This window comes from Streptomyces sp. NPDC030995 (assembly GCF_055571215.1).
In genome coordinates this window covers 486,896-510,046 of sequence record NZ_JBVIFS010000002.1, presented here as the reverse complement: position 1 = coordinate 510,046, position 23,151 = coordinate 486,896, and the positions used below count along the sequence as shown (strand labels likewise).

General features: G+C 72.4%; 28 protein-coding genes. 10 read left to right on the top strand and 18 right to left on the bottom strand.

Translation table 11 applies throughout. The features are described 5' to 3' along the window. On the top strand, window positions 1-714 hold the full coding sequence (locus ACZ45T_RS05910) for a carbon-nitrogen hydrolase family protein (RefSeq protein ID WP_468437877.1): 714 nt from the start codon (window positions 1-3) through the stop codon (window positions 712-714). Window positions 715-721: 7 nt separating this feature from the next. On the opposite strand, the gene ACZ45T_RS05905 is transcribed toward ACZ45T_RS05910, so the two are convergent. Beyond that, entirely contained in the window at window positions 722-1,057 is a 336-nt protein-coding gene (locus ACZ45T_RS05905) for a winged helix-turn-helix transcriptional regulator (RefSeq protein WP_468437875.1), read from the bottom strand. Between the two features lie 98 nt (window positions 1,058-1,155). Between ACZ45T_RS05905 and ACZ45T_RS05900 the strand changes: the two genes are divergently transcribed. Beyond that, window positions 1,156-2,049, top strand: coding sequence for an NAD(P)-dependent oxidoreductase (locus tag ACZ45T_RS05900; protein WP_468437873.1), 894 nt, complete (start codon window positions 1,156-1,158; stop codon window positions 2,047-2,049). Window positions 2,050-2,097: 48 nt separating this feature from the next. Here ACZ45T_RS05900 and ACZ45T_RS05895 read toward each other — a convergent pair whose 3' ends face one another. The 3 genes from ACZ45T_RS05895 to ACZ45T_RS05885 all read right to left on the bottom strand — a co-directional run bounded on the left by ACZ45T_RS05895 (window position 2,098) and on the right by ACZ45T_RS05885 (window position 4,525). Beyond that, on the bottom strand, window positions 2,098-2,925 hold the full coding sequence (locus tag ACZ45T_RS05895; RefSeq protein ID WP_468437871.1) for an EI24 domain-containing protein: 828 nt from the start codon (window positions 2,923-2,925) through the stop codon (window positions 2,098-2,100). A gap of 90 nt (window positions 2,926-3,015) precedes the next feature. After that, on the bottom strand, window positions 3,016-3,438 hold the full coding sequence (locus ACZ45T_RS05890) for an organic hydroperoxide resistance protein (protein ID WP_468437869.1): 423 nt from the start codon (window positions 3,436-3,438) through the stop codon (window positions 3,016-3,018). Between the two features lie 64 nt (window positions 3,439-3,502). Next, window positions 3,503-4,525, bottom strand: a complete 1,023-nt coding sequence (locus ACZ45T_RS05885) for an NADP-dependent oxidoreductase (protein ID WP_468437867.1) — start codon at window positions 4,523-4,525, stop codon at window positions 3,503-3,505. Window positions 4,526-4,622: 97 nt separating this feature from the next. On the opposite strand from ACZ45T_RS05885, the gene ACZ45T_RS05880 reads away from it, so the two are divergent. Next, on the top strand, window positions 4,623-5,045 hold the full coding sequence (locus ACZ45T_RS05880) for a MarR family winged helix-turn-helix transcriptional regulator (RefSeq protein WP_468437865.1): 423 nt from the start codon (window positions 4,623-4,625) through the stop codon (window positions 5,043-5,045). A gap of 51 nt (window positions 5,046-5,096) precedes the next feature. Here ACZ45T_RS05880 and ACZ45T_RS05875 read toward each other — a convergent pair whose 3' ends face one another. Further along, window positions 5,097-5,810, bottom strand: coding sequence for an SCO2400 family protein (locus ACZ45T_RS05875; RefSeq protein ID WP_468437863.1), 714 nt, complete (start codon window positions 5,808-5,810; stop codon window positions 5,097-5,099). A gap of 78 nt (window positions 5,811-5,888) precedes the next feature. Here ACZ45T_RS05875 and ACZ45T_RS05870 point away from each other — a divergent pair, with 78 nt between their 5' ends. Further along, a complete protein-coding gene (locus ACZ45T_RS05870) occupies window positions 5,889-6,473 on the top strand; it encodes a hypothetical protein (protein ID WP_468437861.1) in 585 nt (194 codons plus the stop codon). 13 nt (window positions 6,474-6,486) lie between these two features. Here ACZ45T_RS05870 and ACZ45T_RS05865 read toward each other — a convergent pair whose 3' ends face one another. Further along, window positions 6,487-7,197 (bottom strand): esterase/lipase family protein, encoded by a 711-nt coding sequence (locus ACZ45T_RS05865; protein ID WP_468437859.1) that lies wholly within the window; start codon window positions 7,195-7,197, stop codon window positions 6,487-6,489. A 209-nt stretch (window positions 7,198-7,406) separates the two neighbouring features. Between ACZ45T_RS05865 and ACZ45T_RS05860 the strand changes: the two genes are divergently transcribed. Then, window positions 7,407-8,444, top strand: a complete 1,038-nt coding sequence (locus tag ACZ45T_RS05860; RefSeq protein ID WP_468437857.1) for a rod shape-determining protein — start codon at window positions 7,407-7,409, stop codon at window positions 8,442-8,444. After that, window positions 8,441-10,087 carry a sensor histidine kinase gene (locus ACZ45T_RS05855; protein WP_468437855.1) on the top strand — a complete coding sequence of 549 codons (1,647 nt, stop codon included), beginning with the start codon at window positions 8,441-8,443 and terminating at the stop codon, window positions 10,085-10,087. The genes ACZ45T_RS05860 and ACZ45T_RS05855 overlap by 4 nt, the downstream gene beginning before the upstream one ends. Before the next feature lie 88 nt (window positions 10,088-10,175). On the opposite strand, the gene ACZ45T_RS05850 is transcribed toward ACZ45T_RS05855, so the two are convergent. Beyond that, window positions 10,176-10,616, bottom strand: a complete 441-nt coding sequence (locus ACZ45T_RS05850) for an Lrp/AsnC family transcriptional regulator (RefSeq protein WP_468437853.1) — start codon at window positions 10,614-10,616, stop codon at window positions 10,176-10,178. Between the two features lie 69 nt (window positions 10,617-10,685). Here ACZ45T_RS05850 and ACZ45T_RS05845 point away from each other — a divergent pair, with 69 nt between their 5' ends. Further along, entirely contained in the window at window positions 10,686-11,441 is a 756-nt protein-coding gene (locus ACZ45T_RS05845; RefSeq protein ID WP_468437851.1) for a LysE family transporter, read from the top strand. Window positions 11,442-11,553: 112 nt separating this feature from the next. After that, a complete protein-coding gene (locus tag ACZ45T_RS05840) occupies window positions 11,554-12,948 on the top strand; it encodes a carboxyl transferase domain-containing protein (protein WP_468437849.1) in 1,395 nt (464 codons plus the stop codon). Between the two features lie 139 nt (window positions 12,949-13,087). Here ACZ45T_RS05840 and ACZ45T_RS05835 read toward each other — a convergent pair whose 3' ends face one another. Continuing rightward, window positions 13,088-13,948 (bottom strand): AraC family transcriptional regulator, encoded by an 861-nt coding sequence (locus ACZ45T_RS05835; RefSeq protein WP_468437847.1) that lies wholly within the window; start codon window positions 13,946-13,948, stop codon window positions 13,088-13,090. A gap of 49 nt (window positions 13,949-13,997) precedes the next feature. Here ACZ45T_RS05835 and ACZ45T_RS05830 point away from each other — a divergent pair, with 49 nt between their 5' ends. Further along, the gene (locus ACZ45T_RS05830; protein WP_468437845.1) at window positions 13,998-14,369 is read left to right on the top strand and encodes a cupin domain-containing protein; all 372 of its coding nucleotides are present in this window, start codon (window positions 13,998-14,000) and stop codon (window positions 14,367-14,369) included. Window positions 14,370-14,386: 17 nt separating this feature from the next. Here ACZ45T_RS05830 and ACZ45T_RS05825 read toward each other — a convergent pair whose 3' ends face one another. Further along, window positions 14,387-15,649, bottom strand: a complete 1,263-nt coding sequence (locus ACZ45T_RS05825) for an MFS transporter (protein WP_468437843.1) — start codon at window positions 15,647-15,649, stop codon at window positions 14,387-14,389. A 214-nt stretch (window positions 15,650-15,863) separates the two neighbouring features. Between ACZ45T_RS05825 and ACZ45T_RS05820 the strand changes: the two genes are divergently transcribed. Further along, window positions 15,864-17,021, top strand: coding sequence for a carboxylate-amine ligase (locus tag ACZ45T_RS05820; protein WP_468437841.1), 1,158 nt, complete (start codon window positions 15,864-15,866; stop codon window positions 17,019-17,021). Window positions 17,022-17,147: 126 nt separating this feature from the next. Here ACZ45T_RS05820 and ACZ45T_RS05815 read toward each other — a convergent pair whose 3' ends face one another. The 9 genes from ACZ45T_RS05815 to ACZ45T_RS05775 form a co-directional block, all read right to left on the bottom strand. After that, the gene (locus ACZ45T_RS05815) at window positions 17,148-17,561 is read right to left on the bottom strand and encodes a hypothetical protein (RefSeq protein ID WP_468437839.1); all 414 of its coding nucleotides are present in this window, start codon (window positions 17,559-17,561) and stop codon (window positions 17,148-17,150) included. Between the two features lie 508 nt (window positions 17,562-18,069). Continuing rightward, the gene (locus tag ACZ45T_RS05810; protein ID WP_468437837.1) at window positions 18,070-18,753 is read right to left on the bottom strand and encodes a hypothetical protein; all 684 of its coding nucleotides are present in this window, start codon (window positions 18,751-18,753) and stop codon (window positions 18,070-18,072) included. A 63-nt stretch (window positions 18,754-18,816) separates the two neighbouring features. Continuing rightward, window positions 18,817-19,116, bottom strand: coding sequence for a hypothetical protein (locus ACZ45T_RS05805; RefSeq protein WP_468437835.1), 300 nt, complete (start codon window positions 19,114-19,116; stop codon window positions 18,817-18,819). Between the two features lie 89 nt (window positions 19,117-19,205). Then, a complete protein-coding gene (locus ACZ45T_RS05800; protein ID WP_468437833.1) occupies window positions 19,206-20,279 on the bottom strand; it encodes an N-6 DNA methylase in 1,074 nt (357 codons plus the stop codon). A 57-nt stretch (window positions 20,280-20,336) separates the two neighbouring features. Beyond that, window positions 20,337-20,903, bottom strand: a complete 567-nt coding sequence (locus ACZ45T_RS05795) for a hypothetical protein (RefSeq protein ID WP_468437831.1) — start codon at window positions 20,901-20,903, stop codon at window positions 20,337-20,339. A gap of 269 nt (window positions 20,904-21,172) precedes the next feature. Then, entirely contained in the window at window positions 21,173-21,469 is a 297-nt protein-coding gene (locus tag ACZ45T_RS05790) for a hypothetical protein (RefSeq protein WP_468437829.1), read from the bottom strand. A gap of 114 nt (window positions 21,470-21,583) precedes the next feature. After that, the gene (locus ACZ45T_RS05785) at window positions 21,584-22,249 is read right to left on the bottom strand and encodes a hypothetical protein (protein WP_468437827.1); all 666 of its coding nucleotides are present in this window, start codon (window positions 22,247-22,249) and stop codon (window positions 21,584-21,586) included. Between the two features lie 66 nt (window positions 22,250-22,315). After that, entirely contained in the window at window positions 22,316-22,708 is a 393-nt protein-coding gene (locus ACZ45T_RS05780; protein WP_468437825.1) for a hypothetical protein, read from the bottom strand. Next, window positions 22,705-23,091: a hypothetical protein gene (locus ACZ45T_RS05775; RefSeq protein ID WP_468437823.1), complete on the bottom strand. Its 387-nt coding sequence runs from the start codon at window positions 23,089-23,091 to the stop codon at window positions 22,705-22,707. Before ACZ45T_RS05775 ends, ACZ45T_RS05780 begins: the two co-directional genes overlap by 4 nt. Between the last annotated feature and the right edge of the window lie 60 nt (window positions 23,092-23,151).

The window sequence follows — 23,151 nt, the reverse complement described above, 5'->3', positions numbered from 1 at the left end:
GTGAAGATCGCCGCAGCGCAGATGACCTGTGTCCCCGCCGATGTCCGCGCCAATGCCGCGCGGGCCGCCGCCCTCGCCGGCCGGGCCCGCGAACAGGGCGCCGAGCTGGTGGTGTTCCCCGAGTTCACGCTCACCGGCTACGAGCTGGACGCGCTGGCCGCCGACCCCGGCCTGTGGACGGGCGCCGACGACCCCCGGCTGGACCCGCTGCGCTCGGCCGGCATCGCCACCGCGGTCAATGTCGCCCTGCCCACCGGCGGCCCGCTCCCCGCCATCGCCACGCTGGTCCACGACGCGGACGGCTCGCACGTGACGACGTACGCGAAGCAGCACCTCTTCCGGCACGAGCAGCAGGTCTTCCGGCCCGGCGAGGGCGACGGGCGCTTCGAACTCGGCGGGATCCGCTTCTCCTTGGGCGTCTGCTACGACAACCACTTCCCCGAGCTGCCCGGCCGGGGCGCGGCCGACGGCTGCCGGGTCCACCTCGCGAGCTCCCTGTACGGGACGGGCGACGGGATCCGTGAGCGCGACACCATCCACCCGGGCATCGCCGAGGAGCACGGCCTGTACGTGGTCCTCGCCAACCACGTCGGCCCGGCGGGCCCCTGGACGGGCTGCGGGGGCGCGGCCGTGTGGGCGCCCGGCGGTGCCCTGCTCGCCGCGGCGGACGACCGTACGCCCTGCGTGGTGACGGTGGAGGTCGACGCCGCCTGACCGCCGCTCAGGCGGTGTCGGGGAGGAGGTGCTTGACCCCCCACTCGCCCAGGGGTTCCAAGGCCGTGTTCAAGTCCTGGCCGAGCGGGGTCAGGGAGTACTCGACGCGCGGCGGGACCTCGTCATAGACCTCGCGGTGGACCATGCCGTCCGCCTCCAGCTCGCGCAACTGCGCGGCGAGCACCTTCTCCGAGACGCCCGGCACCAGCCGGCGCAGCTCGCCGAAGCGGCGCGGGCGCTGGTTCAGCTCCCACAGGATCGAGACCTTCCATTTGCCGTCGATCACGGACATCGCCGCCGCGATCCCGCAGTGATCCGCACCGGGCCTCCGTGTCAGCGCCATCGGGCCACCCCTCCCCACCTGCTCGCTCACTTCGGGGTAACCACCCACTCCGAAGTGCGTACTTGAGTGCCTCACGGCCTGCCACCAGGCTAAACGCCATGACCGACAACACACCGCGAATCCCGCTCACCCTGCTCGGACTCGGCGACATGGGCACCGCCCTCGCCCGCACCTGGCTCGCCGCCGGGCACCCCCTCACCGTCTGGAACCGCACCGCCGCCAAGGCCGAGGCACTGGCCGCCGAAGGAGCCGTCGTCGCCGCGAGCCCCGCCGCGGCGGTCGCCGCGAGCGCGCTGGTGGTGGTCTGCCTGCTGGACGACGCCACCGTCGGCTCCGCCCTGGACGGCATCGACCTGACCGGCAAGGACCTGGTCAACCTCACCACCGGCACCCCGGCCGAGGGGCGCGCCCGGGCGGCCTGGGCGAAGGAGCGCGGGGCCCGGTTCGTGGACGGCGGGATCATGGCCACGCCCACGATGATCGGCGTCCCCGAAGCCGGGGGGTACGTCTTCTACAGCGGCTCGCGCCCGCTCTTCGACGCCCACCGGGCGGCCCTGGAGGTCCCGGCCGGGGCCCGCTTCGTCGGCGAGGACCCCGGGCACGCCGCGCTGCACGACGTGGCGCTGCTCAGCGCGATGTGGGGGATGTTCGCCGGTGTCTCGCAGGCCTACGCGCTGACCGAGGGCGAGGACATCGCCCCGAAGGACCTGGCTCCGCTGCTGTCCGAGTGGCTCGGCGCGATGGGCTTCTTCGTCGGCAACGCCGCCGAGCGGCTGACCTCGCGGGACTTCACCTCGGGGGTGGTGTCCAACCTGGCCATGCAGGTCGCGGGCAGCGGCACCATGCTGCGCACCGCCGAGGAGCAGGGCGTCAGCACCGAGCTGATCTCCCCGTACGTGGACCTGCTGCGGCGCCGGCTGGCCGCGGACCCGGCCGCCCACGGCGGGGAGGACACGGCGGGCGCCATCACGCTACTGCGGGCCGGGCGGTGACGAGACCTGGCCGGGCGGGTCCGGATTCCCGGGCTGCGAAGTCCCCGGCTAGTACACCGGCGGCGGACCGAAGCCGTTGACCATTGGCGCGGACGGCTCGCGGTTTCCCCCGTCCGCCTCCGTCTCCGCCTCCGGCGCGGAACCCTGCATCAGGTCCCGCGCCATCAGCGTGGCACCCGCCACCGCGCCCGGCATCAGGAACACGGCGACCAGCGGAACCAGGAAGGCCAGCACCAGCGGCACCCCGAAGCCCAGCACCAGCATCCGGCGCGAGCGCAGCAGCACCAGCCGGTCGGGCAGGTCCACCTTGCGCCGCTGGAGGGCGACGGCGGTCAGCTCCTGGGTCAGGAAGTACCCGGAGACGCAGAAGCCGAGCACCGGGATCACGGTCTGCCCGATCACCGGGATGAAGCCGAGGGCGAAGAGCAGGATCCCGTACAGCAGCACCCGGCCGAGCACCTTCACGCTGTCGCGGGCCGAGACCCACAGCTCCAGCCAGAGCGGGAGCCCGGACTCGGGGACCTCGCCGCCCTCGCTGCGGTCGACCTGCTCGGAGAGGGACTCGTAGAAGGGCTGGCCGATCAGCAGGGTCACGGCGGTGAAGGTGATCACCGCGAGGAAGAGCCCGAGGCAGAAGACCAGCGCGGTCAGGAAGCCGCGGAAGAGCCCGAGCCACGGAGAGGACCAGCCGTCGGCGAAGGGCGTGGCCCAGGCAGTGAGGTCGTCGGCGCCGTAGCCGAGGCCGACCAGCGCGCCGGCGTAGAGGGCGAACGAGACGAGCCCGGGCAGCAGCCCGAAGCCCAGCCACCGGCCGTGCCGCAGCACCCATCGCTGTCCGGCCAGCAGATACCGGAAACCCCCCGCAAGATCACGCATGAGGGGCAGTTTAGGGGGTGGTTCCCGGCGCGCTCACGGCGAAGGCCGCACCCCGGAGCGGGGTGCGGCCTTCGGCGAGCGGGGGCCGGATCAGACGGCGAGCTCGACGGTGATGTTGCCGCGGGTGGCCTTGGAGTACGGGCAGACCTGGTGGGCCTTCTCGATGAGGTCCTTGGCGGTGGCGGCGTCCACGTTCGGGATCACGGCGGAGATCTTGACGATCAGGCCGAAGCCGTCGTCGTTCTTGCCGATGCCGACCTCGGCGGTGACCGTGGAGCCGGAGATGTCGGCGTTCACGTTCTTCGCGACGACGCCCAGGGCGCCCTGGAAGCAGGCGCTGTAGCCGGCGGCGAACAGCTGCTCCGGGTTGGTGCCGGCGCCGCTGCCACCGAGCTCCTTCGGCGGGTTCACGACGACGTCGAGCTGGCCGTCGTTGGTGGCGACGCGACCGTCACGGCCGTTCTCGGCGGTGGCTACGGCGGTGTACGCGACGTCGGACTGCTGGATGGACATGTAAGGAAATCCTCCTGGTAATCGCCGCGACTCGCGCCCACGGTCACGACGGTGTGCAGTGAGCCTAACCGGTGAAAGAAACGATCATCTTTCCGGTGTTCTCGCCGCGCAGCATTCCGAGGAAGGCGGAGGGCGCGTTCTCCACGCCCTCGACGACCGTCTCGTCGTACGTCAGCTCCCCGGAACGCAGCCATCCGGCCACGTCCTGGACGAACCGCGGCTGGAGCCCGGCGTGGTCGTTGACGAGGATGCCCTGCAGCCGCAGCCGCTTGCCGATGACCTGCACCAGGTTGCGCGGACCGGGGGCGGCCTCGGTGTCGTTGTAGTGGGCTATCGCGCCGCACAGGGTGGCGCGGCCGTTCACGTTCAGGGAGGAGATGGCGGCCTCCAGGTGGTCCCCGCCGACGTTGTCGAAGTAGACGTCGATGCCCTTGGGGGCGGAGTCCCTCAGCTGCTCGCCGACGGGGCCGTTCTTGTAGTTGAAGGCGGCGTCGAAGCCGTACTTCTCCGTGAGCAGCGTCACCTTCTCGTCCGAGCCGGCCGAGCCGATCACCCGGGACGCGCCCTTGATCTTGGCGAACTGGCCCACGAGGCCGCCGACGGCACCGGCCGCGCCGGAGACGAACACGGCGTCGCCCTCCTTGAAGGAGGCGACCTCGAAGAGCCCGGCGTAGGCGGTCAGGCCCGGCATGCCGAGCACGCCGAGGTAGGCGGAGAGCGGGGCGAGCGAGGCGTCCACCTTGGTGGCGTGCTTCGCGTCGAGGTCCGCGTACTCGCGCCAGCCCAGACCGTGCAGGACGTGGTCACCGACCGCGAAGCCCTCGGCGGCGGAGGCGACGACCTCGCCGACCGCGCCGCCGTCCATGGGCTGCTCCAGCTGGAAGGGCGGGATGTACGACTTCACGTCGTTCATCCGGCCGCGCATGTACGGGTCCACGGACATGTGGAGGTTGCGCACGAGGATCCGGCCGGGGGCGGGCTCTGCGGAGACGGGCACCTCGCGCAGGGCGAAGTCCTCGGCGACGGGCCAGCCCTGCGGGCGACGGACGAGGTGCCACTCGCGGCTGACGGCGGGGATCACAGACATGCGGCGCTCCTGGGTAAGGAAGAAAATTGCTTCACTAGGTGAAACAACCATGCGCCTAGATATTTCATGTTGTCAAGTAAATGGGTACGCTGGACCCATGCCCAGTCGTCGCACAGACCCAGTCACCGTCGAGGTCGTCGAGCTCATCGGCGACGTCGTGGCCCGCTACCACATGGAGTACGAGCACGCGGCCGCCAGCCACCAGCTGACCGGCGCGCAGGCCAAGGTGCTGAACCTGCTCTCCCTGGAGCCGATGCCGATGCGCCGCATCGCGCAGAAGCTGCGGTGCGAGCCCTCCAACGTGACCGGCATCATCGACCGGCTGGAGAGCCGCGGGCTGGTCGAGCGCCGCCCGGACCCGGCCGACCGCCGGGTGAAACTGGCCGCCCCCACCGAGGAGGGCGTGCAGACCGCGGAGCGACTGCGCGAGTCGCTGGACTTCGCACGCGAACCGCTGGCGGGTCTGTCCCCCGCGGAGCGGGCGGTGCTGCGGGACCTGCTCAGGCGGATGCTGGGCTGACCCGGCCGCTCACCGGCAGAGGATCACGAGCCGCGGATCACGAGCAGCGGGTCACGAGCAGAAGATCCAGAGCACGCAGCTCTTCGTCGGCTTGGGCGTGGGCGACGGCGACGGCGGGGGCGGCGGCGGCGCGCTGCCGGAAGCGCCCGGCGAAGGCGTGCCCGACCCGCTCGCCTGTACGGATGACCCGGGGCCAGGACTACCGGACACCGGCCCCGACGTCGCCGGGGCGGGGGCCGACGTCATCGATCCCGGCTGCGCGACGCCCCCGGAAGGCGCCCCGGCTCCGGCCTTCTTCGTGCCCGCGGCCGTGGCCTTCGCCGTGGCCTTCCCGGACCCCGGGCCCGTGGGCGCGCCCGAGGTCGGCAGTTCGGGCAGCGGGGCGGGCTGCTGCGGACCTTCGTCGGTCAGCACCACGTTGGCGGCCCGGTCGGTGCGCTGCCCGTCGGTGGCCATGTGGACCACGGCCAGCGAGCCCCCGGCCGCGATCAGCAGGCCGAGCCCGAAGGTCAGCAGCGTCCGGCGGCGCCTGCGGTGCGTGGCCCGGCGGCGCGCACCGGCCCTGCGCTCGTTCGGGGCGGACAGCACGACGAGCGAGTCGGCGAACACGTCGGCCAGCGCGACCGGCGGCTCGTCGACGACCGGCGCCGCCGGGGCGGGCACGAAGCCGGGCGCGGCGGGCATCAGGTACTCGGCCGGGGTTCCGCACCCGGCGCACGCCAGTGCGCCGTTGAGGTGCCTCCGGCACGCGTGGCAGTAGTTCATGGCGCCCGCAGGCTACGTGGTCGGCGGCAACATCCGGATCCCGAGAACGTAAGGATCCTGTGTGGAATCGTTTCCTCCATGACTTTCTTCGGGCCGGCCGCCTTCCAGTTGGTGCTGTTGCGGCGGATGTCTGATTTCCAGCCGGACCTCGCCGACGAGGCCCGCCGCCGGCTGGGCGCCTCGCTCGCGGACCAGCGCGAGGCCAACAAGCGCTGGCAGGCGATGGTGCGGTCACCCCGCTCCCGCGGGGCCCTGGCCCGCTACCGCTCGGTGCTGGGCGCGCCGGAGTCCTCCGAGCGCCGCACGATCGGCGATCTGGAGTGCGAGGCCCTGCTGTGGCCGGTGCCGCTCTGGCCGGACCTGCGCTTCGAGGTGCTGGCCGCGCCCGACGGGGCGGTGTGGAACGAGTGGCTGGTACGGGCCCCGGGCGCGCGGGGGCCCGTACTGGAGTCGCCGCAGGACCTGCGGCCCTGGTCGGCGACGGTGGACGAGGTGGCGCGGGCCTTCGCGCCGGTGCGGCCGATGGAGGGCACCGCGCCGACCCGCTGGCGCCTCGCCTTCGCCGCGCGGGGCAGGCCGTACGTCGCGGAGTTCACGTACGGCCTGCTCCAGCGGGTCTCGTTCGAGGAGGGCGACCGCGTCGGCGACCGCGACGGCGTTTAGGCGGCGACGGCGCTTAGGCGGCGAGGAAGGCGCGTACGCCGGCCGAGGTGGCGTCGTCGCCGAGCAGGTCGTTGTGCTTGAGGCAGCCGACCGGCGTGTTGGCGGCTCCGGCCAGCGGGACGCTGTCGTCCGGATTGACGACCTCGTCGCAGTTGGACCAGAAGGTCGCGTACTTCACCGCGCCGGGGGTCTCGTCCCCGCCGTTCAGGTTCTTCACCACGTACGACCCGGGGGTCATGTCCCGGCAGGCCTGGTCCCACAGGGCGCAGGCCCACGCGGTGGAGGTGCCGTGGTTGGTTCCGGCGAGCGAGACCCAGTGGTCCACGGTGGCCGCGCCGCCGCCGAACCTGACGTACCAGCGGCTGACCAGCGAGCCGAAGGAGTGCGAGACGACGTCGACCTTGGCCGCGCCGGTCTGGCGGCGGACGTCCTCGACGTAGGAGGCGAGCCGCCCGGCGAGGACCTCGTTGACCGACTGGTGCGTGTCGTAACCGAAGGAGAAGAGCTCCGAGTCGGCGTACCCGGTGGCGCGCAGGTCCTCGCGCAGGGCTCCCCAGACGCCGGGATCGGCGTTGTAACCGTGCACGAAGACCACCGGATTGCGCGGAGCCGCCTGCTCGGAGGTGGCGGCATTGACCCGGTCGGCGGCATGGGCCGGGAAGGGCGCGAGCAGGGCCAGGCAGAGCGTCAGGAACGCCGGCACCCTCTGGCGGGTCGTCAGCATCGAGTCCCCTTTACCTTGTTACGCGCGAGTAGCGCGTGCGGTGCGGGCATGGTGCTGCCTGTCGGTACAGAAATCCACCCCCATGCAGCCGCGCCCCACCCCCGACCGGAGCAGCACAACGGGCGATAACTCCGAAATACCCGAGATGATATGAAAGCGACCGGCAGTTCCGCCGGTCTTCTTGCGTCAGTGCTCTCGGAGGATCTGCCGTGACCGTCAGTCTTGAGCAGTTGCGCCGCTGCCACGTCGCCGTCGACCTGGGGGCGGCAAGGACCCGCGTGTACGTCAAGGGCGCCGGCCTCGTGGTCGACGAGCCCAGCGTCGCCGCGGTGAACACCCGGACCGGCGCGCTCATCGCCGTCGGCACCTTCGCCGAGCGGATGACCGGCCGCACACCCGACTACATCCGGGTCGTGCGCCCCGTCTCCGGCGGCACCGTCGTCGACATCGAGATGGCCCAGCGGATGCTGCGCCACCTGCTCGGCGAGAAGCTGCGCCGGGCCCTGCGCCGCAAGCCGCGGCTGCGGGCCGCCGCCTGCACCCCGCACGACGCGGACCCGCTGGCCCAGCGGGCGACCGTGGAAACCCTCGTCGGGCTCGGCGCCCGCCGCGTCGAACTGGTCGACACCCTGATCGCGGCGGCCGTCGGCTGCGGCCTGCCCGTGGAACAGCCGACCGCGACGATGATCATGGTGTGCGGGGCCGCCGCCACCCAGGTGGCCGTCCTCTCCCTCGGCTCGATCGTCACCGCCGAGCGGATCCCGGTCGGCGGCGAGGCCATCGACCACGCGGTCGTCCAGCACCTGCGCCACGCGCACGAGCTGATGCTGCCCAGCCAGGCCGTCCGGCCGCTCCAACTGGCCCTGCACGGCAACGGCATCACCTCCGAGGGGCCGGCCTCCACCCTGATCCACGGCCGCGACGTGGCCACCGGACTGGCCCGTTCCGTCCACGTGGACACCGCAGCCGTACGGGACGCCATCCACACGCCGCTGACCGCCGTGCTCGACGGCATCGGCAAGGTACTGCGGGACTGCCCGCCGGACCTGGTGGCGGACCTGACGGACAAGGGGATCATGATGGTGGGCGGCAGCGCCCTGCTGCCGGGCCTGGACCAGATGCTGCGGGACGCCACCGGAATGCCCGTCGCCATCGCGGAACGGCCGGACGTGTGCGCCGTACTCGGCCTCGGCGCGATGCTCGAAGGGAAGATCGCCCCCATGGTTCTCAACCCGCTGGCCGAATGACGGACGCCGGGCAGCAGCCCGACGAGCAGCAGCCCGGCGAGGGAGAGACCGACGAGGGCGGGACGGGCGAGGGCGAGACCGGCGAGGGCGAGACCGGCGAGGGCGAGGGCGAGACCGCGAGCCTGCCGGTCCTGCTGGAGGCGGTGCTCAGCGTCGGCTCCGAGCTGGAGCTGCGCGCCACCCTCCAGCACGTCGTGGACTCGGCGACCGAGCTGTGCGCGGCGCGGTACGGAGCGCTCGGGGTCGTCGACCCCGAGCGCGGCCGGCTGACCGAGCTGTTCACCTCCGGGATGACCGAGGCCCAGCGGGCCGCGATCCCCCGCCTGCCGGACGGCCGCTCCGGCCTGCTCGGGGTCCTCATCGACGATCCGCGCCCGCTGCTGCTCGACGACCTCACCCAGGACCCCCTGGCCGCCGGGCTCCCGCCCGGCCACCCACCCATGCGCAGCTTCCTGGGCGTCCCGATCCGGGTGCACACGGAGGTCTTCGGGAACCTCTACCTCACCGAGAAGCGGGGCGGCCCCTTCACGGACGAGGACCTCGCCCTGCTCCGCGTCCTGGCCTCGCAGGCGGGCATAGCGATCGGCAACGCCCGGCTCTACGAGACCGCGCGCCGCCGGGAGCGCTGGATCGAGGGCGCCGCCGCCGTGACCACGACCCTGCTGGCCGGACGGCCGGCGGCGGACGCCCTGATGTGCGTGGCCGAACGGGCCCGGCTGCTGGCCGACGCCGCCGCCGGGGTGGTGCTCCAGCCGACCCCCGCGGGCGGCATGGAGATCGTCGCCGCCTCCACGCACGGAGACCCCGGGGACCTGGTGGGGACGGCGATCGCCCCCGGTTCCCCGGTGCTGGAACAACTCCTCGGCGGCGAGCCGGTCTTCATAGAGGACTCGGCGACGGACCCCCGGATGACCACCCACGTCCGGGAGCGGTTCGGGCCCAGCATGATGCTCCCGCTCCAGAGCGGCGGCCAGCTGATCGGCACCCTGGCCCTGCCGCGCACCCGCGGCGGCCCCCCGTACGACGCGGTGGACCGGCTGCTCGCCTCGCAGTTCGCCTCCCAGGCCGCGCTGGCCCTCGTACTGGCGGACGCCCAGCACGACCGGGAGCAGCTCGCGGTGTACGAGGACCGCGACCGGATCGCCCGGGACCTCCACGACCTGGTGGTCCAGCGGCTCTTCGCCACCGAGATGATGCTCGAAAGCACCCGGCGGCGCTCCTCGAACGCCCCGTCCGGAGACACGGTGGGCGACGAACTCAGCCGCGCCGTCGACGAGCTGGACTCCACCATCCAGGAGGTCCGGACGGCCATCTTCGCCCTCCAGCAGCCGCCGACCGACGCCCCGACGACCTTCCGGGGCCGGGTCCTGCGCGAGACGGGCGGGGCGGCGGTCCTGTTCGGTTTCCAGCCCTCCGTGCACTTCGCGGGCGCGGTGGACGCCCTGCTCCCGGAGCCGGTGGCGGGCGACCTGCTGTCCGCCCTGCGCGGCGCGCTGGCCGCGGCGCACCGGCGCAGCGAGGTCACCTCGATCGAGGTGGAGGTGGACGCGGTCCCGTCCCGGGTCCGCCTGACGGTGGCGGACGACGGCCGTACGGAATCGGGGGCGCGGGGCACGACGGTGACGTGGGAGTCGGCGCTTTAGCCCTCCCGGGCGGGGTGGCGGTACGGGCCTGGGCCGCCGGTCGGCCGGGCCCGGCTTCGTGGGGGCGGGGCCGGGGCCGGGGTGGGGGTCACCGTTGAGCAGGCCGGGTGGCGGCGCGCAGGGCGATGCGGGTGCTGGACTGGGCGACCCCGGCCTCCAGCTTGAGCCGCCGCAGCAGCCAGTCGAGGGCGGCGGGGTCGGCGGCCCGGGCGCGTACGAGGTAGTCGTACTGCCCCGTCACGTGCACCACCTCCGTGATCCCCGGCAGCTTGGCCACCTGCTGCTCGAACTCCTCGTTGGTGGTGTCCTGCCGCAGCGTGAGGTCGATGAAGACGACGAGCCCGCCCGCGGTGTCGGCCGCCGGATCCACCACGACGGTGAACCCGCGGATCACCCCGTCCCGGCGCATCCGTCGCACCCGGTCGGCGGTGGCATTGGCGCTGAGCCCGACGCGGACGCCGAGGTCCCGGTACGAGATCCGCGCATCCTGCTGCAGGATGCCGAGGATTTCCCTGTCTAGGCGGTCCATACCGCGATTCTCGCAGCCGGGTCCGGTATTCACGCTCGTGCCTCGGGGGCGGGGGCCGAGCCTCGCCGTATGAGCGAACTGATGACACCGGCCCTGGCGGGCGCGGTCGCGGGCCTGGGCGTGGCGATGCCGATGGGTGCGATGAGCGTGCTGCTGCTCCAGGAAGCGATCCGGCACCGCCGCACGGCGGTGGCCGCGGCCGCGGGCATCGCGACGGTCGACCTCGGCTACGCCGCCCTCGCCACCGCCCTGGGCCCCTGGGTGGCCTCCCACGTCTCCCCGGTCGAGGCCTGGGTCCGCCTGGTCTCGGCGGCGATCCTCCTGACCATCGCCACCCACGGCCTGACAAAGGCCCACCGCCCAGACCGGGCTCCGGCACACCATCCAGCCCCGCCACACCATCCGGCCCCGCCACACCATCCGGCCCCGCCACACCATCCAGCCTCGCCGCACCATCCAGCCTCGCCGCACCATCCAGCCTCGCCGGCGTTTGAGGCGCGGGGTCCGGGGCGGAGCCCCGAGCCCACGGCCCGGCCGGCGAAGGCCTTCGCGCGGTACGTCGGCCTCACCGCCATCAACCCCACCACCGCCCTCTACTTCGCCGCCCTCACCACCGCCCAGGGCGCCACCCTCACCACCGGCGCGGCCGGAGCCGCCTTCCTCCTCGGCCTCGGCGGCGCCTCCCTCCTCTGGCAGGAGACCCTGGTCGCGCTCGGCGTCCTCGCCGGCACCCGCATCTCCGACACCGCCCGCGTCTGGACCTTCCGCCTCGGCTACGGCCTGGTCGCCGCCTACGCCGTCAAGATCGCCCTGCCGTTGCCGTGACACCGCACTCCCCAGGAGGTGTCTCGTCGGCGAGTGACGACAACGCGGCGAGCGTGCGCGGCAGGCGTCGCGAGCCCGGCCTGATCGGCAAGTCACCCCCTAGGGTGGCCCCGTGACGACGACCCGCCTCTCGGCCCGCGCGGCCATCGCCTCCGTGACCGACCCCGGCAGCTTCGCCGAACTCCCCTCCCCCCGACGGGAGTCCCCGGCCGACGGCCCCCTGGCCTGGGCCGGCTACGACGACTCCCGGGCCCGCGCCGCCGAGCGGACCGGCGAGCAGGAGTCCGTCGTCACCGGCACCGCCCGCATCGGCGGCCGCGAAGCCACCCTGATCTCCTTCGAGTTCGGCTTCCTCGGCGGGTCCCTCGGCGAACGCACCGGAGACCGGCTCGAAGCCGCCTACGCGCACGCCCGCGAGCACCGCCTCCCCCTCGTCTCCCTCATCGCCACGGGCGGCTCCCGCATGCAGGAGGGCATGCTCGCGCTGACCCAACTCCAGCGCGTGGCCCGCCAGTGCGTCCTGACCCGGGCCGCGGGACTCCCCCAGGTCGCCGTCCTGCGCGATCCCACCACCGGCGGCGGCTGGGCCACCCTCGGCGCCGGGGCCGATGTCGTCCTCGCGCTCCCCGGCGCCCAGGTCGGCTTCGCCGGGTCCCGGGTGCGGCCGGCGGACGCGGACCCGGCGGCGTACTGCGCCGAGGGGCAGTACGCCGCCGGGCACGTGGACGCCGTCGTCCCCCCGGCCGTACTCCCCGGGACGCTGGCCGACTGGCTCCGCGTCCTCGCCGCGCCCCGATCCGCCGGGCCCGTCGAGCCCCCGGCCGCGCTGGCCTGGGGGCACCTCCCGGCGGTGGCTGGGGGAGTACGGCTCCCCGCGACCGGATGGGACGCCGTCCAGCAGTCCCGTCACCCGGACCGGCCGCGCGCCGAGGCGTACCTGGACGCGTACTTCGACCTCCGCCTGCCCCTCTCCGGGGACCGCGCGGGCGGCACCGACCCCGGCATGCTGTGCGGCTTCGGGCTGCGCGGGGGCCGGGCCGTGGCGTACGCCGCCCAGTGCGGCACCGCCACCCGCCCGGCGGGATACCGTACGGCCGCCCGCGTCATCCGCCTCGCCGACCGGCTCGGCCTCCCCGTGCTCACCCTGGTGGACACCCCGGGCGCGGCCAACGACGCCGCCGCCGAACACGCGGGCGCGGGCGCCGCCATCGCCGACACCTTCGCGGCGGTGGCCGCGGCCGCCGTCCCCGTGACCACCCTCCTCATCGGCGAGGGCGGCTCGGGCGGCGCGCTCGCGCTGGCCGCGCCGGGGAACACCTGGGTCACCCCGGACAGCTACTTCTCGGTGATCGCCCCGGAACTGGCGGCAGCCATCCTCAAGCGCCCCCCGTCGGCGGCCCCGGCCACGGCCGACCAACTCCGCATCCGCCCCCAGGACCTGGTCTCCCTGGGCCTGGCCCGCGGCATCGTTCCCCCAACCACACCCCCCAGCCCCGCCGGCGTTTGAGGCGCGGGCCCGGGGCGGAGCCCCGATCTTCAGCCCCGCCGGCGTTTGAGGCGCGGGGGTCCGGGGCAGCGCCCCCGGCAACGGCGCGGCACCGCACCCCCCGCACCGCACCGCACCCCCCACACCGCACCGCACCGCATCACACCCGGCCGGACCGGGCGAACCGCGCCGGGCTGATCCCGACATGCCGCCCGAAGTGCCGCGTCAGGTGCGCCTGGTCGTAGAATCCCGCCGCCGTGGCCGCCTCGGCCGCCCCCATCCCCGCCAGCAGCAGCCGCCGCGCCGCCGCCACCCGCCGCCCCGTCAGATACGCGTGCGGCGGCAGCCCGTACGCCGTCCGGAAGCTCCGGATCAGCTGGGTGGGATGGACGTGCCCCAGCTCGGCCGAGGCCTCCTCCAGGGTGATCCCCGCGACGGCCCGGGCGTCGAGCAGCTCGCGCAGCCGTACGGCGGTCCCCGCACCCGGCGGACCGGAGACCGGCGCCCCACCCGCCGGCGTCCCACCCGCCGGCGTCCCGCCCTCCGGCGTCGCCCCCCGCCCCGCCAACCACCCGCGCAGCCGCTCCCGTACGAACGCCAGCCGCGACTCGGCCTCGAAGGGATCCCGCTCGCCGAGCGCCAGGTGCAGCCCGTGCACCCGCTCGCGCAGCGCGGGGTCGGCCAGCAGCGGGGCGTCGACGGCGGCTCCGGCCAGGCGCTCCGGCAGCACCGAGGTGTCCAGGTACAGCACGCGCTTGCGGAAGCCCCCTTCGGTCACCGTCCGCCCGTCGTGGACCACCCCGGGCGGCAGCAGGACCACCGAATCCGACACCCCGGCGCCGTGCCGTTCGCGGTCGAGGGCGAAGTCCACCCGCCCGCCGTCCACGATCATCAGCGCCCAGGTGTCGTGCACGTGGGCCGGGTACGCGTGCTCGGTGAAGCGGGCGTGGAAGACCTCGGCGATGCCCGGCACCGACGGCTGCCAGGCGGAGACGGTGCTGCGCGGACGTATCGCGGCCATGTCAGGAACGTACAAGACCGCCCCGCGTCCGCCCCGTCAGTCTGTCCGCATGACGACACAGAAGGCCGACAAGGTCAACATCGCGGAGAAGCTGGCCGGTTTCACCGAGCAGTGGGCGCCGCGCCGCATCGCCCGCGTCAACGACTACGAGGTCAAGGTCGCCAGGCTCCTGGGCGAGTTCGTCTGGCACACCCACGAGGACACCGACGAGCTCTTCCTGGTGATCGGCGGCACCCTGACCATCCGCCTGCGCGACGGGGACGTGGTCCTCGGGCCCAGCGAGATGTACGTCGTTCCGCGCGGCGTGGAGCACTGCCCGGTGGCGGACGAGGAGGCCCAGATCCTGCTGTTCGAACCGGCCGGCACCACCAACACCGGTGACGTGGGCGGCGAGCGCACCCGGGAGCCGGTGGACGCGTAAGCAGGACGGGCCGGCGGTCAGGCCTGCGGGGAGCGCGAGTCGTACCGGGCGAAGCCCCGCCACCGGAGCGCGAGCAGGCCCAGCACCAGCACGCACCCCAGCCCGCCGCCCGTGACGGCCACGGTCGGGGAGGTCAGGTCGGCGACGGTCCCGGCGAAGAAGTCCCCGAGCCGGGGCCCGCCCGCGACGACCACGATGAAGACGCCCTGGAGGCGGCCGCGCATCTCGTCCGGGGTGGCGGCCTGCATCATCGTGCTGCGGAACACCATCGAGATGGTGTCCGCACACCCGGCCAGGGCCAGGAAGAACAGCCCGAGCCACAGGTTCCGGGTCAGCCCGAACACGGCGATGGCCAGCCCCCAGGCGGCGACCGAGATCAGGATCGCCAGCCCGTGCCTGCGCACTCGTCCCTGCCAGCCGGAGAACAGCCCGCCCAGCAGCGCCCCGGCGGCGAGCGCGGACACCAGCAGGCCGACGGTCTTGGCGTCGCCGCCGAACCAGAGCACGGCAACGGCGGGGAACACCGCCTTCGGCTGGGCCAGCACCATCGCGGCCATGTCGGAGAAGAAGGTCATCCGGATGTTGGGCCGGGTCCCGAGGAAGCGCAGGCCGTCGACGACGGAAGCCCTCCCCCGCGTGCCCTCGGCCCGGTCGGGCTTCATCGACGGCAGCCGCCACATCGCGTACAGCGCGGCGGTGAAGGTGACCACATCGATCAGGTACGCCGCCTGGTAGCCCCACCAGCCGACGATCAGCCCGCCCAGCATGGGGCCGACCATCGTCCCGGAGGTCATGGTCACGGAGTTCAGCGCGTTGGCGGCGGGCAGCTGTTCGGCCGGCAGCAGCCTCGGGATCATCGCGGCCCGCGCCGGTCCGGTGAGCGCCCCGCACACCGCCTGGAGCGCGACGACGGCGTACAGGAACCAGACCCGGTGGTAGTCGAGCAGCGCGGCCGCGGCGAGCGCGACCGAGAGCCCGGCGGAGCCGATGGAGCTGTAGAGGCCGAGCTTGCGCCGGTCCACGGTGTCGGCGATGGCCCCGCCGTAGAGCCCGAAGACGACGAGCGGGACGAGGGAGAAGAGTCCGACGAGCCCGACGGAGAAACTGGAGTCGGTGATGTCGTAGACCTGGAGCGAGATCGCGAGGGTGGTCATCGCCTGGCCGACCCAGGAGATGGTTCCGCCGATCCACAGGCGCCGGTAGTCCGGGGACGTGCGCATCGGGGTGAGGTCGGCGAATATTCGCCGCCGGGGGCGGGTGGGCGCGGTCGTACGGGTCACGTCGGATGATAACCGTCGGCCGTCCGGACCCCCGGGGCATTTTCCGCGGCCCCGTACTCCGGCAACAGTCGCCCCATCCGGCCCCCGGACCCCGCCGCGGGCGGTCGCTTGCCGGTAACCCGCCACTATCACCTGACATTTGACTGAATCGACGTGCGCTCCTCACCTCGTGTTCAGCTCATGATGAAAAGACTCGTATGTCCAGGGAGGCGTAGTGATCGAACCTGGCAAAAGCACCACGAGCACCGGCACCGCGCAGAACACGGTGCGCCCCACCGTCCCCCTCACCGTCGGCGTCGAGGAGGAGTTCCTGCTCGTCGACTCCCGCACCTTCCGGGTGGTCCCCGCCGCCCCGCTCGTCCTCGCCACGGCCGGCGGACTGCCCGGCGAGATACACCCCGAGGGCACCCGCTACCAGGTGGAGATCTCCACCCCGATCGCCCACTCGGCGGCTTCGCTGCGCACGGAGCTGGCCGCCCTGCGGCGCACCCTCGGCCGGGCGGCCCGCGCGCACGGCTGCCGGCTGCTGGCCGCGCCCTCGCCGGTCGTGTCCGTGGAGGGGCCGCTGCACCTGACCGACGACGAACCGCGCCAGCGCGAGCAGCACCGCCGCTTCGGCGCGCTGACCGACACGCTGGTCAGCTGCGGCCGCCACATCCACATCGGCACGCTCGACGTGGACACGGCGGTGGCGGTGTCCAACCGGATCAGACCCTGGCTGCCCACGCTGATCGCGCTGGCCGCCAACTCGCCGTTCTGGGGCGGCCGTGACACGGGTCACGCGAGCTGGCGGGCGATGGCCTGGTCCGGCTGGCCCTCGGCGGGGCTGCCCCCGCACTTCACGTCCACGGCCCACTTCCGGCGCTCGGTGCAGACCCTGCTCGGCTCCGGGGCGGCCCTGGACACCAAGATGGTCTATTGGGACCTGCGCCCGTCCGGGCACTGGCCGACGCTCGAAATCCGGGCGCCCGACATGTCCCCGGACATCGACTCGGCGATCCTCCAGGCCGAACTGGCCCGCGCCCTGGTGACCACGGCCCTCAGGGAGATCGCGGAGCAGCGTCCCGATCCACCCGTACGGGACGACGTACTGCGCCTCGCGCGCTGGCGGGCGGCACACGACGGACTGGAGGGGTTCGGGCTCGACCCGTACACGGGGGCCGAACTCCCCGCGGCCGACCTCGCGGAGGCCCTGCTGGACCTGGTCGCTCCGGAACTGGCCGCCTCCGGCGACCTCGACCACGCGGCGAAGACCCTGGGCGGCCTCCTGCGCGACGGCTCGGGCGCCCACCGCCAGCGGGTGGCCTTCGCCCGCCGCCAGGACCTGACGGACGTACTGCGCCACCTCGCGGACGAAACGGAGGACTTCTGAGCGAGCGAAAGCCGCAGGAAGACAGCCCGGGCCGGCACGTACGGCGACGCCCGGCCGGTGAACACCGGCCGGGCGTCGTCGTATGCGCGTACGTATGTACGTACGTCAACTGGTCTCGGTACCCCGTCAGTCCTCGGTCTTCACCAGCAGGAATCCCGTGCACGGATCATCGGGTTCGATGAACACGCACAGCGAGAGCTTCCCCTCCTGCTCATGGGAGACGAGACGGACCGGGATCGGCTCGGTTTCGCCTTCCGGCCTGTCGAACCTCAGCATCAGACCGGTGTGCTCGGCGTTGCCGTCGTCGGTGAGCTCCCAGCGGCCGCTGCGCGCCGCGTCTCCCGTGACGAGGGCTCCGGAGGCCGGAACGGCGTTCGTCGAGAACCTGCCGTCCGCCTGCACCGCGAGGGAGACCGAACCGGTGGCCTCCCATGTCCCGGCGACACTCTCGGCCTTCAGCTCCGGACCACTGCGCGGCAGGGGTCCCGCGCACGAGGTGCAGAGCAGGGCGGCTGACACGGCGAGCAGAGCCGTAGCCATGGGCTTCATCGTGTGGCTGGCCAATGCGGTCGAAGGCCGGAAAGGAGGAGGTGCCCGGCCCAGGAGACCCGGGCGGGCACCGAACCGGCTGGTCGCAACGTTTCTGCAAACCAACCCTGTGGTGGGGCGGGTGGGACTCGAACCCACGGCCGACGGATTATGAGTCCTCTCGGGATCTTGGCGGCCCTTGCGCATGGACGCGCATCTGTGACGTTTTCGCAGGTCAGATAGCCCGCGACGGTCCTACCTGCTCCGGTCTTTGTCGGTCTCTTCCTGCCCTTGTGTCCCCTTGGCGTCCCCATACGGTCCTCGCGCGGCGCGCCGCGCACCCCCAACTCGGATAGTCCACGGTCAGGGACAGGCCCGAAACTTCCGAGCAGCGGATTCCGCTTCCAACGCGCAGAGGCTCCACCCCCTCAGTTCCAGGGGGTGGAGCCTCATGGCCTGCTCGGCCTCACGTCTCGGTCAGCCTATCTCGGACGGCTCCCCCGTGGCGAGCGCCGTCGGCTCAGCTGGCGCTGGGCGCGGCCGGGGTCCGGCGACGGGACCTGCGAGGTCGGGCCGGCGCCTTCACCGCTTCTTCGGCCGCCGGTTCCTGCCCTTCCTCTTCGGACGTATCCGGCCCAGCCGCGGGCTCGCTGACCGCTGTCGGTTCATCGGTGGACGCGGGGGCCGATTCCTCCGGCTCAGGGCCGGGGGCGGCGTCGATGGGCGGCTCCGTCGGCGACTCCTCACCGGTCGGGCCTTGGTCGGCGTCGCGGCTGCGGCTGCCCTGCTCCGCGATGGCGTCGGCGAGTGCGTTGTTGAAGGCGTCCTCCCAGGGGCGGTGGCCAACGTAGTAGGGCTTGAACTCGAAGGCGGGCAGGAGGTCGTTGGTGAGCTTCTCGAGGATGAGATCCGCCGGGTCGGTGTCCTTGGCATCGATGAGGGAGATGGCTGCGTGGTAGAGCTGGCCGTCGAGCAGGCCGAGGGTGGGGGGTTCGCCTTTGCCAGCGGCCTTGGCGTTTCCGATGATCCACAGCTGGACGAAGGCGCCGCCGAAGATGGGGCGGAAGCCCAGGACGCGGCCGTCCGGGTACCCCAGTTCGGCTGCACCGCCGACAAGGACTGCGTTGCGGAGGGTGAAGCCGATACCCAGGGCGTTGCCGACGGTTTCGGCGACCTGCCGGGTGGCTTCGTCGTTGATGAGCATTTCGGTCTCCAAGAGGTCGTACGGGAGGGCCCGCCCCGGGGAGGGGCGGGCCCGCGGGTTGGGTCAGAGCTCGGGGTAGGTGCCGGTCCGGTCGCCGAACCAGAAGCCGATGTAGTCGTCGACGATGCCGGCGAAGCGGCTGGCGGGGGTGTTGCGGCCGTAGGCAGCCTCGATGGCGTCGATGGGGCCGGTCTGGGGGTGGATGAGCGTGAGGCGCATGGCGACGTCGCCGTCTCGGTTGGGCGCCAGGTGGGCCTTGACGCGGCGGACGTCGCCATCGCTTGGGGTAATGAGGATGTTGTCGCCGATGATCGTGTAGCGGTCGGCGTGGATCTGGACGGCGACGGCCTGGTTGCGGTTCATGTGATTCCCTCCCTTTCGCTACTTCTATTCTATAGGCATTTACGGGGGCCGCAAGAACGTGCCAGAAGAAGTTTCAGCAGGTCAGAGCCCTATACGGCAGCCTTCAGGCTGACTTCCAGACGGCGGATGCGCGCCAGGAACTGGGCACCTTCCACCATCCGATCCCGGCGCGCGTGCGACTCCCGCCACTCCGCCGATGCGCGGACGTACGGATCGCCTTCTGTCAACGTGTTGGCGCACGCCACCAGAACGTGCGGCCCGAGGTCCCACAGGATGGCATTCACGGCGGCGCCGGCGGCCGCCAAGGGGTCGACATCGGTCATGGCCCACCCGAAGTCGTGGGGGTTCAGCCCCAGCTCCCGCAGGGATTGAGCCGCGGCACGGTACAGCCCGCCGGTGCCGCTTGCCGGGTCGTTGAACTTCATCCCAGGGGTCGGCGGCTGATCAGCAAGCAGCACGCGCGCCATGAGCTCGCTGAGCTCCGGCGGCGTGTGGATCTCCGCCAGAGCGTCGTGAGCGCCGCGGGACCTCATCACGGTGATGACCGCGCCGAGCACGTCCGCATCGGAGTTGCCTCCGAAGTCCGGTGCGGCGCTGGTGAGGTGAAGCAGCCCGCCGGTCAGGGCGGCGCGCGCCACCGCGCGCACGGCCTGGATTCGGGTGCGCTCGGGGCGCTCGTCTTCGAGCCAACGATGGAGGGGGGTGGCCCGATCGATGAGGTCCGGGCGCTGGATCCACCACCTGGCCCAGCACTCCCGGAGCGCAGCGAGGAAGTCCTCGTCGTTGAGGTCGAGCCACCAGTCGACGGCAAGGGATGCATCCGGCCCGCGTAGAGGCCAGAGGGCGAGGGCGGCGATAACACCTGCGGGTATCTCGATTCGGTTGCCGCCATGGGCCCCATGCCAGGCGGCCTCGACGGCTTCGGCAATGTCATGTGCGGCGCGGTGGGGGTTGCGCTGGAGGGGGAAGTAGCGGCGGTTCGCCGGGCGGGGTGCGACCAGGGCGGGGGTGGAGGGCTGGTGGGGGCGGCTGGGTGGAATGGCGATCGTGACGGGGGTGGGCGCCGGGGGGAGGTCGGCGAGCGCAAGGCGGGTGGTGGCCGGCGGGGTCGGCGCGGGGGCCTTGCGGGGCTGGTCTTCGCTGAACATGTCGAGCTGCTGCATGGCGTCTCTCTCAATGAGGGGGAGGATGGCCTGTCCGTGGCCGCCCTCCCTTGGGGGTTACTGGCGGCCGAGGGGGCGGGGAGCGGAGCTTCCGTTCGCCACGAACTGGTCCCACATGCGGGTCATCTCGCGGAGGGCGTCTTCATTGGTGGCGGCGTTGATCGCGGCGACGCTGAGGCCGTCGTCCTCGATCTGCCGCAGTCGGCTGTCATGGGCGGCTTCTCCGACCGGCGGGCGCTCGACGGTCACGGGGCGCATGGCGTTGCCGTTGGCGCGGAAGATGACCCACCAGATGGGGTGGGGAGGGTAGAGGGCCAAGAGTGCGGCAAGGTGGGAGCGCGCTTCGCCGGCCAGGCGGGGGACAGCGTCGGGGCCGGTGAGCTGCAAGGCGAGGTCGAGCAGTTGTGGGGCGGCGAAGTAGCGCAGCAGGTCCCGGTGGTGAGCCAGGGGGAGGTTTGCCAGGTCGTCGGGACGGTCTCGCCAGCTGCGGTCGAGGGCCTTCTCGACGTTGCCCAGTGCGGCCTTCAGGCGGTGCTCGTCCGGCTGGTGAACGAAGAGGAGCAGGGCCATGGCGCCGAGGTGGTGCTCGTGGGTGGGGATGGAGGCGGGTTCGTGCCGCTTCACGGTGACTCCTGGGTGGGTGAGGCGCCCACCCCGCCCAAATGCCTATTCTATAGGCATTGAGGATGAGGGTGGGCGCCGTACGGAAGGATGCGGGGGGGCGGGGCGTCAGGAGCGTTCGCGGGCCCGGATGCAGGCGTACGCGGTGACAATGAGGATGTCGATGCCGATCCAGCCCAGGAGGCCGAGGGCGATCTGCTGGAGGGTCATTGGATGCCTTTCGGTTGGGTGGAGGCCCGGGCGGCCGGCGGTGGCCACCCAGGGGTGGGGGGTCAGCCGCGGCGGGTGAGGGTGTCGCACAGGGCCTGGAAGATGACGGCGGCCGCGTGCATCTCCTCGGCGAGGTGCGGCCGGTCGGCGATGGGGATGAGGAGCGCGACGAGCAGGTCGATGACCTCGTCGGCGAAGAGGCCCGGCCAGTCGACCTCGTCGGAGCCGGTCACACACTGGGCCGCCTCGGCGAGAACCTCGTAGATGATGTCCAGCAGCCCCTCGACCTCCGGGCGGGTGAGCCGGCCGTCGGCGATCAGCTTGGCCTCGATGTCGTACTGCTCGTAGGTGCCGATCATCGTGCGTACCTCCCCTATTTTCGGAAGGGCCTTCCCCTTCCTTCTACTTCTATTCTATATGCATTCGATGGGGTGACAAAGATCGCCAGGCAGGAATTTCACCGTGGGACAGAACTATTTACCCAGGTCAGAGGCCCCTAGATCCCGAATGTGGAGGGCGAGCCTGGACCCGGCCGCCACGTCTCCGATACGCATGTCGGGGCCGACGAGCCGTGTGTGGTCGTCGTCTTGGAGCACGCCCTGGTCGACCAGCCCGTCCAGGAGCGCCTTGAAACTCGGGTACCAGTTGGCCGGGTCGCGACGCCGACGGTCCTGCGGGTGGAACACGCCGATGACGTGGACCCGATCGAACTTCGGCAGGCCGCGCGAGGCGAAGCGCGCGGCCTGCCGCAGGGAGCGGGTCTTCCGCGCACGCTGATGGTGGTGCAGCCGATCGTTGGCGTTCAGCAGGTCCAGGCCCGGCGGGAGGCGGACGAGGAAGCGTCGGCCGGGAAGGCCGTCGAACCAGTCCTTCGCCGTGGCTCCCGCATCGGGAAGGTCGGCCGGGGCTTCGTCTTCGCTGGCGGGCGCGTAGCCGGTCAGCCTCGGCTTGCCGGTGCGGGTTCGTGCGGTCGGGTGCAGGGACACGGTGAGGATCTCTCGGCGGCGCTTGCCGGTGTTGGCGTCGACGACGACGGCGCGCGCGTCGCCTTCGGTGTAGCTGACCACCCTCAGCTGCACGTCTCCGAGGTCCATGGGGTGGCAGGAGACGAAAGTCCGGCCGGTCCATATGTGGGTCATGGTCAGCTCCTTGCTGGTGGTGGTGCCGGGCGGGGGCGAAGACCGGCCGCCCCCGCCCGGGGCGTATCAGCGGGTTTCGGTGGACGGGTCGTCAGCCAGGTCCCAGACCCATTCGAGGCCCGCGCCGGGGTACAGGCCGTGCTCGGTGGGGTTGATGACCCGTGTGATGCCCTCCGGGCCGTCCTGGTCGTAGTAGCTCCAGCAGATCGCCACGACGACAGCCTGGGGATTGCCGCTGGAGTCAGTGCCTCCGTCGATGACGTGGACCGCGTCTACGCGGTCATGGCCGTACTGGGCCACGTCGGCCGCCGTGTCAGCGGCGATGGCGCGCATCGTGTCGAGTGAGAAGTACGGATTGACGCCTCCGTGCATGCCCGGACCGCTGACAAGGGCGGGGTAGGTCCGGCCGTCGAATCCCACGACGTCGGCCGGGATCATGGTGACGAGGGCGGGGGTCATGACTGCTCCTTGTGCATGGCTGCGCCTATGTGGGTCTGACTCGGGCTGGGCGGGAGTGGAGGGCAGCTGCTGGCTGAGGTAGCCGCCTCAGTGAAGGTGGCGCTCAACGCCCCCGCGCGCACGAGCCGCAGGGCCAGGGATCGTTTCCGGCCCTCGGGGTGGGAGGCGTAGCCGGCGCAGATGGATCCGGCGCCGGTGCCGAGGGTGTCGTGGCAGACGATGTGCCCCTCTTGCGCGATGGCTTGGGCGATGAGTTGGGCGAGGCGGCCGGGCGGCAGGTGCATCAGGTTGCCTGGGCGGAAGATGCACGTGGGGCATCGGTCCGCGCAGATCCGTACGGTTCTGGTCTCCCGGTCGGCGACAGGGTCGACGTGTTCGGTCATCGGTGGTGGGATCCCCTTCGGGTGGCCGCCCCGGGGCTGGCCCGGGGCGGCCGTTGAGCA

Bases quoted from the DNA above. Each gene is read 5' to 3' on its own strand.
- ACZ45T_RS05905 (WP_468437875.1), bottom strand. From the start codon at position 1,057: ATGGCGCTGACACGGAGGCCCGGTGCGGATCACTGCGGGATCGCGGCG.
- ACZ45T_RS05900 (WP_468437873.1), top strand. From the start codon at position 1,156: ATGACCGACAACACACCGCGAATCCCGCTCACCCTGCTCGGACTCGGC.
- ACZ45T_RS05895 (WP_468437871.1), bottom strand. From the start codon at position 2,925: ATGCGTGATCTTGCGGGGGGTTTCCGGTATCTGCTGGCCGGACAGCGA.
- ACZ45T_RS05890 (WP_468437869.1), bottom strand. From the start codon at position 3,438: ATGTCCATCCAGCAGTCCGACGTCGCGTACACCGCCGTAGCCACCGCC.
- ACZ45T_RS05885 (WP_468437867.1), bottom strand. From the start codon at position 4,525: ATGTCTGTGATCCCCGCCGTCAGCCGCGAGTGGCACCTCGTCCGTCGC.
- ACZ45T_RS05880 (WP_468437865.1), top strand. From the start codon at position 4,623: ATGCCCAGTCGTCGCACAGACCCAGTCACCGTCGAGGTCGTCGAGCTC.
- ACZ45T_RS05875 (WP_468437863.1), bottom strand. From the start codon at position 5,810: ATGAACTACTGCCACGCGTGCCGGAGGCACCTCAACGGCGCACTGGCG.
- ACZ45T_RS05870 (WP_468437861.1), top strand. From the start codon at position 5,889: ATGACTTTCTTCGGGCCGGCCGCCTTCCAGTTGGTGCTGTTGCGGCGG.
- ACZ45T_RS05865 (WP_468437859.1), bottom strand. From the start codon at position 7,197: ATGCTGACGACCCGCCAGAGGGTGCCGGCGTTCCTGACGCTCTGCCTG.
- ACZ45T_RS05855 (WP_468437855.1), top strand. From the start codon at position 8,441: ATGACGGACGCCGGGCAGCAGCCCGACGAGCAGCAGCCCGGCGAGGGA.
- ACZ45T_RS05850 (WP_468437853.1), bottom strand. From the start codon at position 10,616: ATGGACCGCCTAGACAGGGAAATCCTCGGCATCCTGCAGCAGGATGCG.
- ACZ45T_RS05845 (WP_468437851.1), top strand. From the start codon at position 10,686: ATGAGCGAACTGATGACACCGGCCCTGGCGGGCGCGGTCGCGGGCCTG.
- ACZ45T_RS05835 (WP_468437847.1), bottom strand. From the start codon at position 13,948: ATGGCCGCGATACGTCCGCGCAGCACCGTCTCCGCCTGGCAGCCGTCG.
- ACZ45T_RS05830 (WP_468437845.1), top strand. From the start codon at position 13,998: ATGACGACACAGAAGGCCGACAAGGTCAACATCGCGGAGAAGCTGGCC.
- ACZ45T_RS05815 (WP_468437839.1), bottom strand. From the start codon at position 17,561: ATGGCTACGGCTCTGCTCGCCGTGTCAGCCGCCCTGCTCTGCACCTCG.
- ACZ45T_RS05810 (WP_468437837.1), bottom strand. From the start codon at position 18,753: ATGCTCATCAACGACGAAGCCACCCGGCAGGTCGCCGAAACCGTCGGC.
- ACZ45T_RS05805 (WP_468437835.1), bottom strand. From the start codon at position 19,116: ATGAACCGCAACCAGGCCGTCGCCGTCCAGATCCACGCCGACCGCTAC.
- ACZ45T_RS05800 (WP_468437833.1), bottom strand. From the start codon at position 20,279: ATGCAGCAGCTCGACATGTTCAGCGAAGACCAGCCCCGCAAGGCCCCC.
- ACZ45T_RS05790 (WP_468437829.1), bottom strand. From the start codon at position 21,469: ATGATCGGCACCTACGAGCAGTACGACATCGAGGCCAAGCTGATCGCC.
- ACZ45T_RS05785 (WP_468437827.1), bottom strand. From the start codon at position 22,249: ATGACCCACATATGGACCGGCCGGACTTTCGTCTCCTGCCACCCCATG.
- ACZ45T_RS05780 (WP_468437825.1), bottom strand. From the start codon at position 22,708: ATGACCCCCGCCCTCGTCACCATGATCCCGGCCGACGTCGTGGGATTC.
- ACZ45T_RS05775 (WP_468437823.1), bottom strand. From the start codon at position 23,091: ATGACCGAACACGTCGACCCTGTCGCCGACCGGGAGACCAGAACCGTA.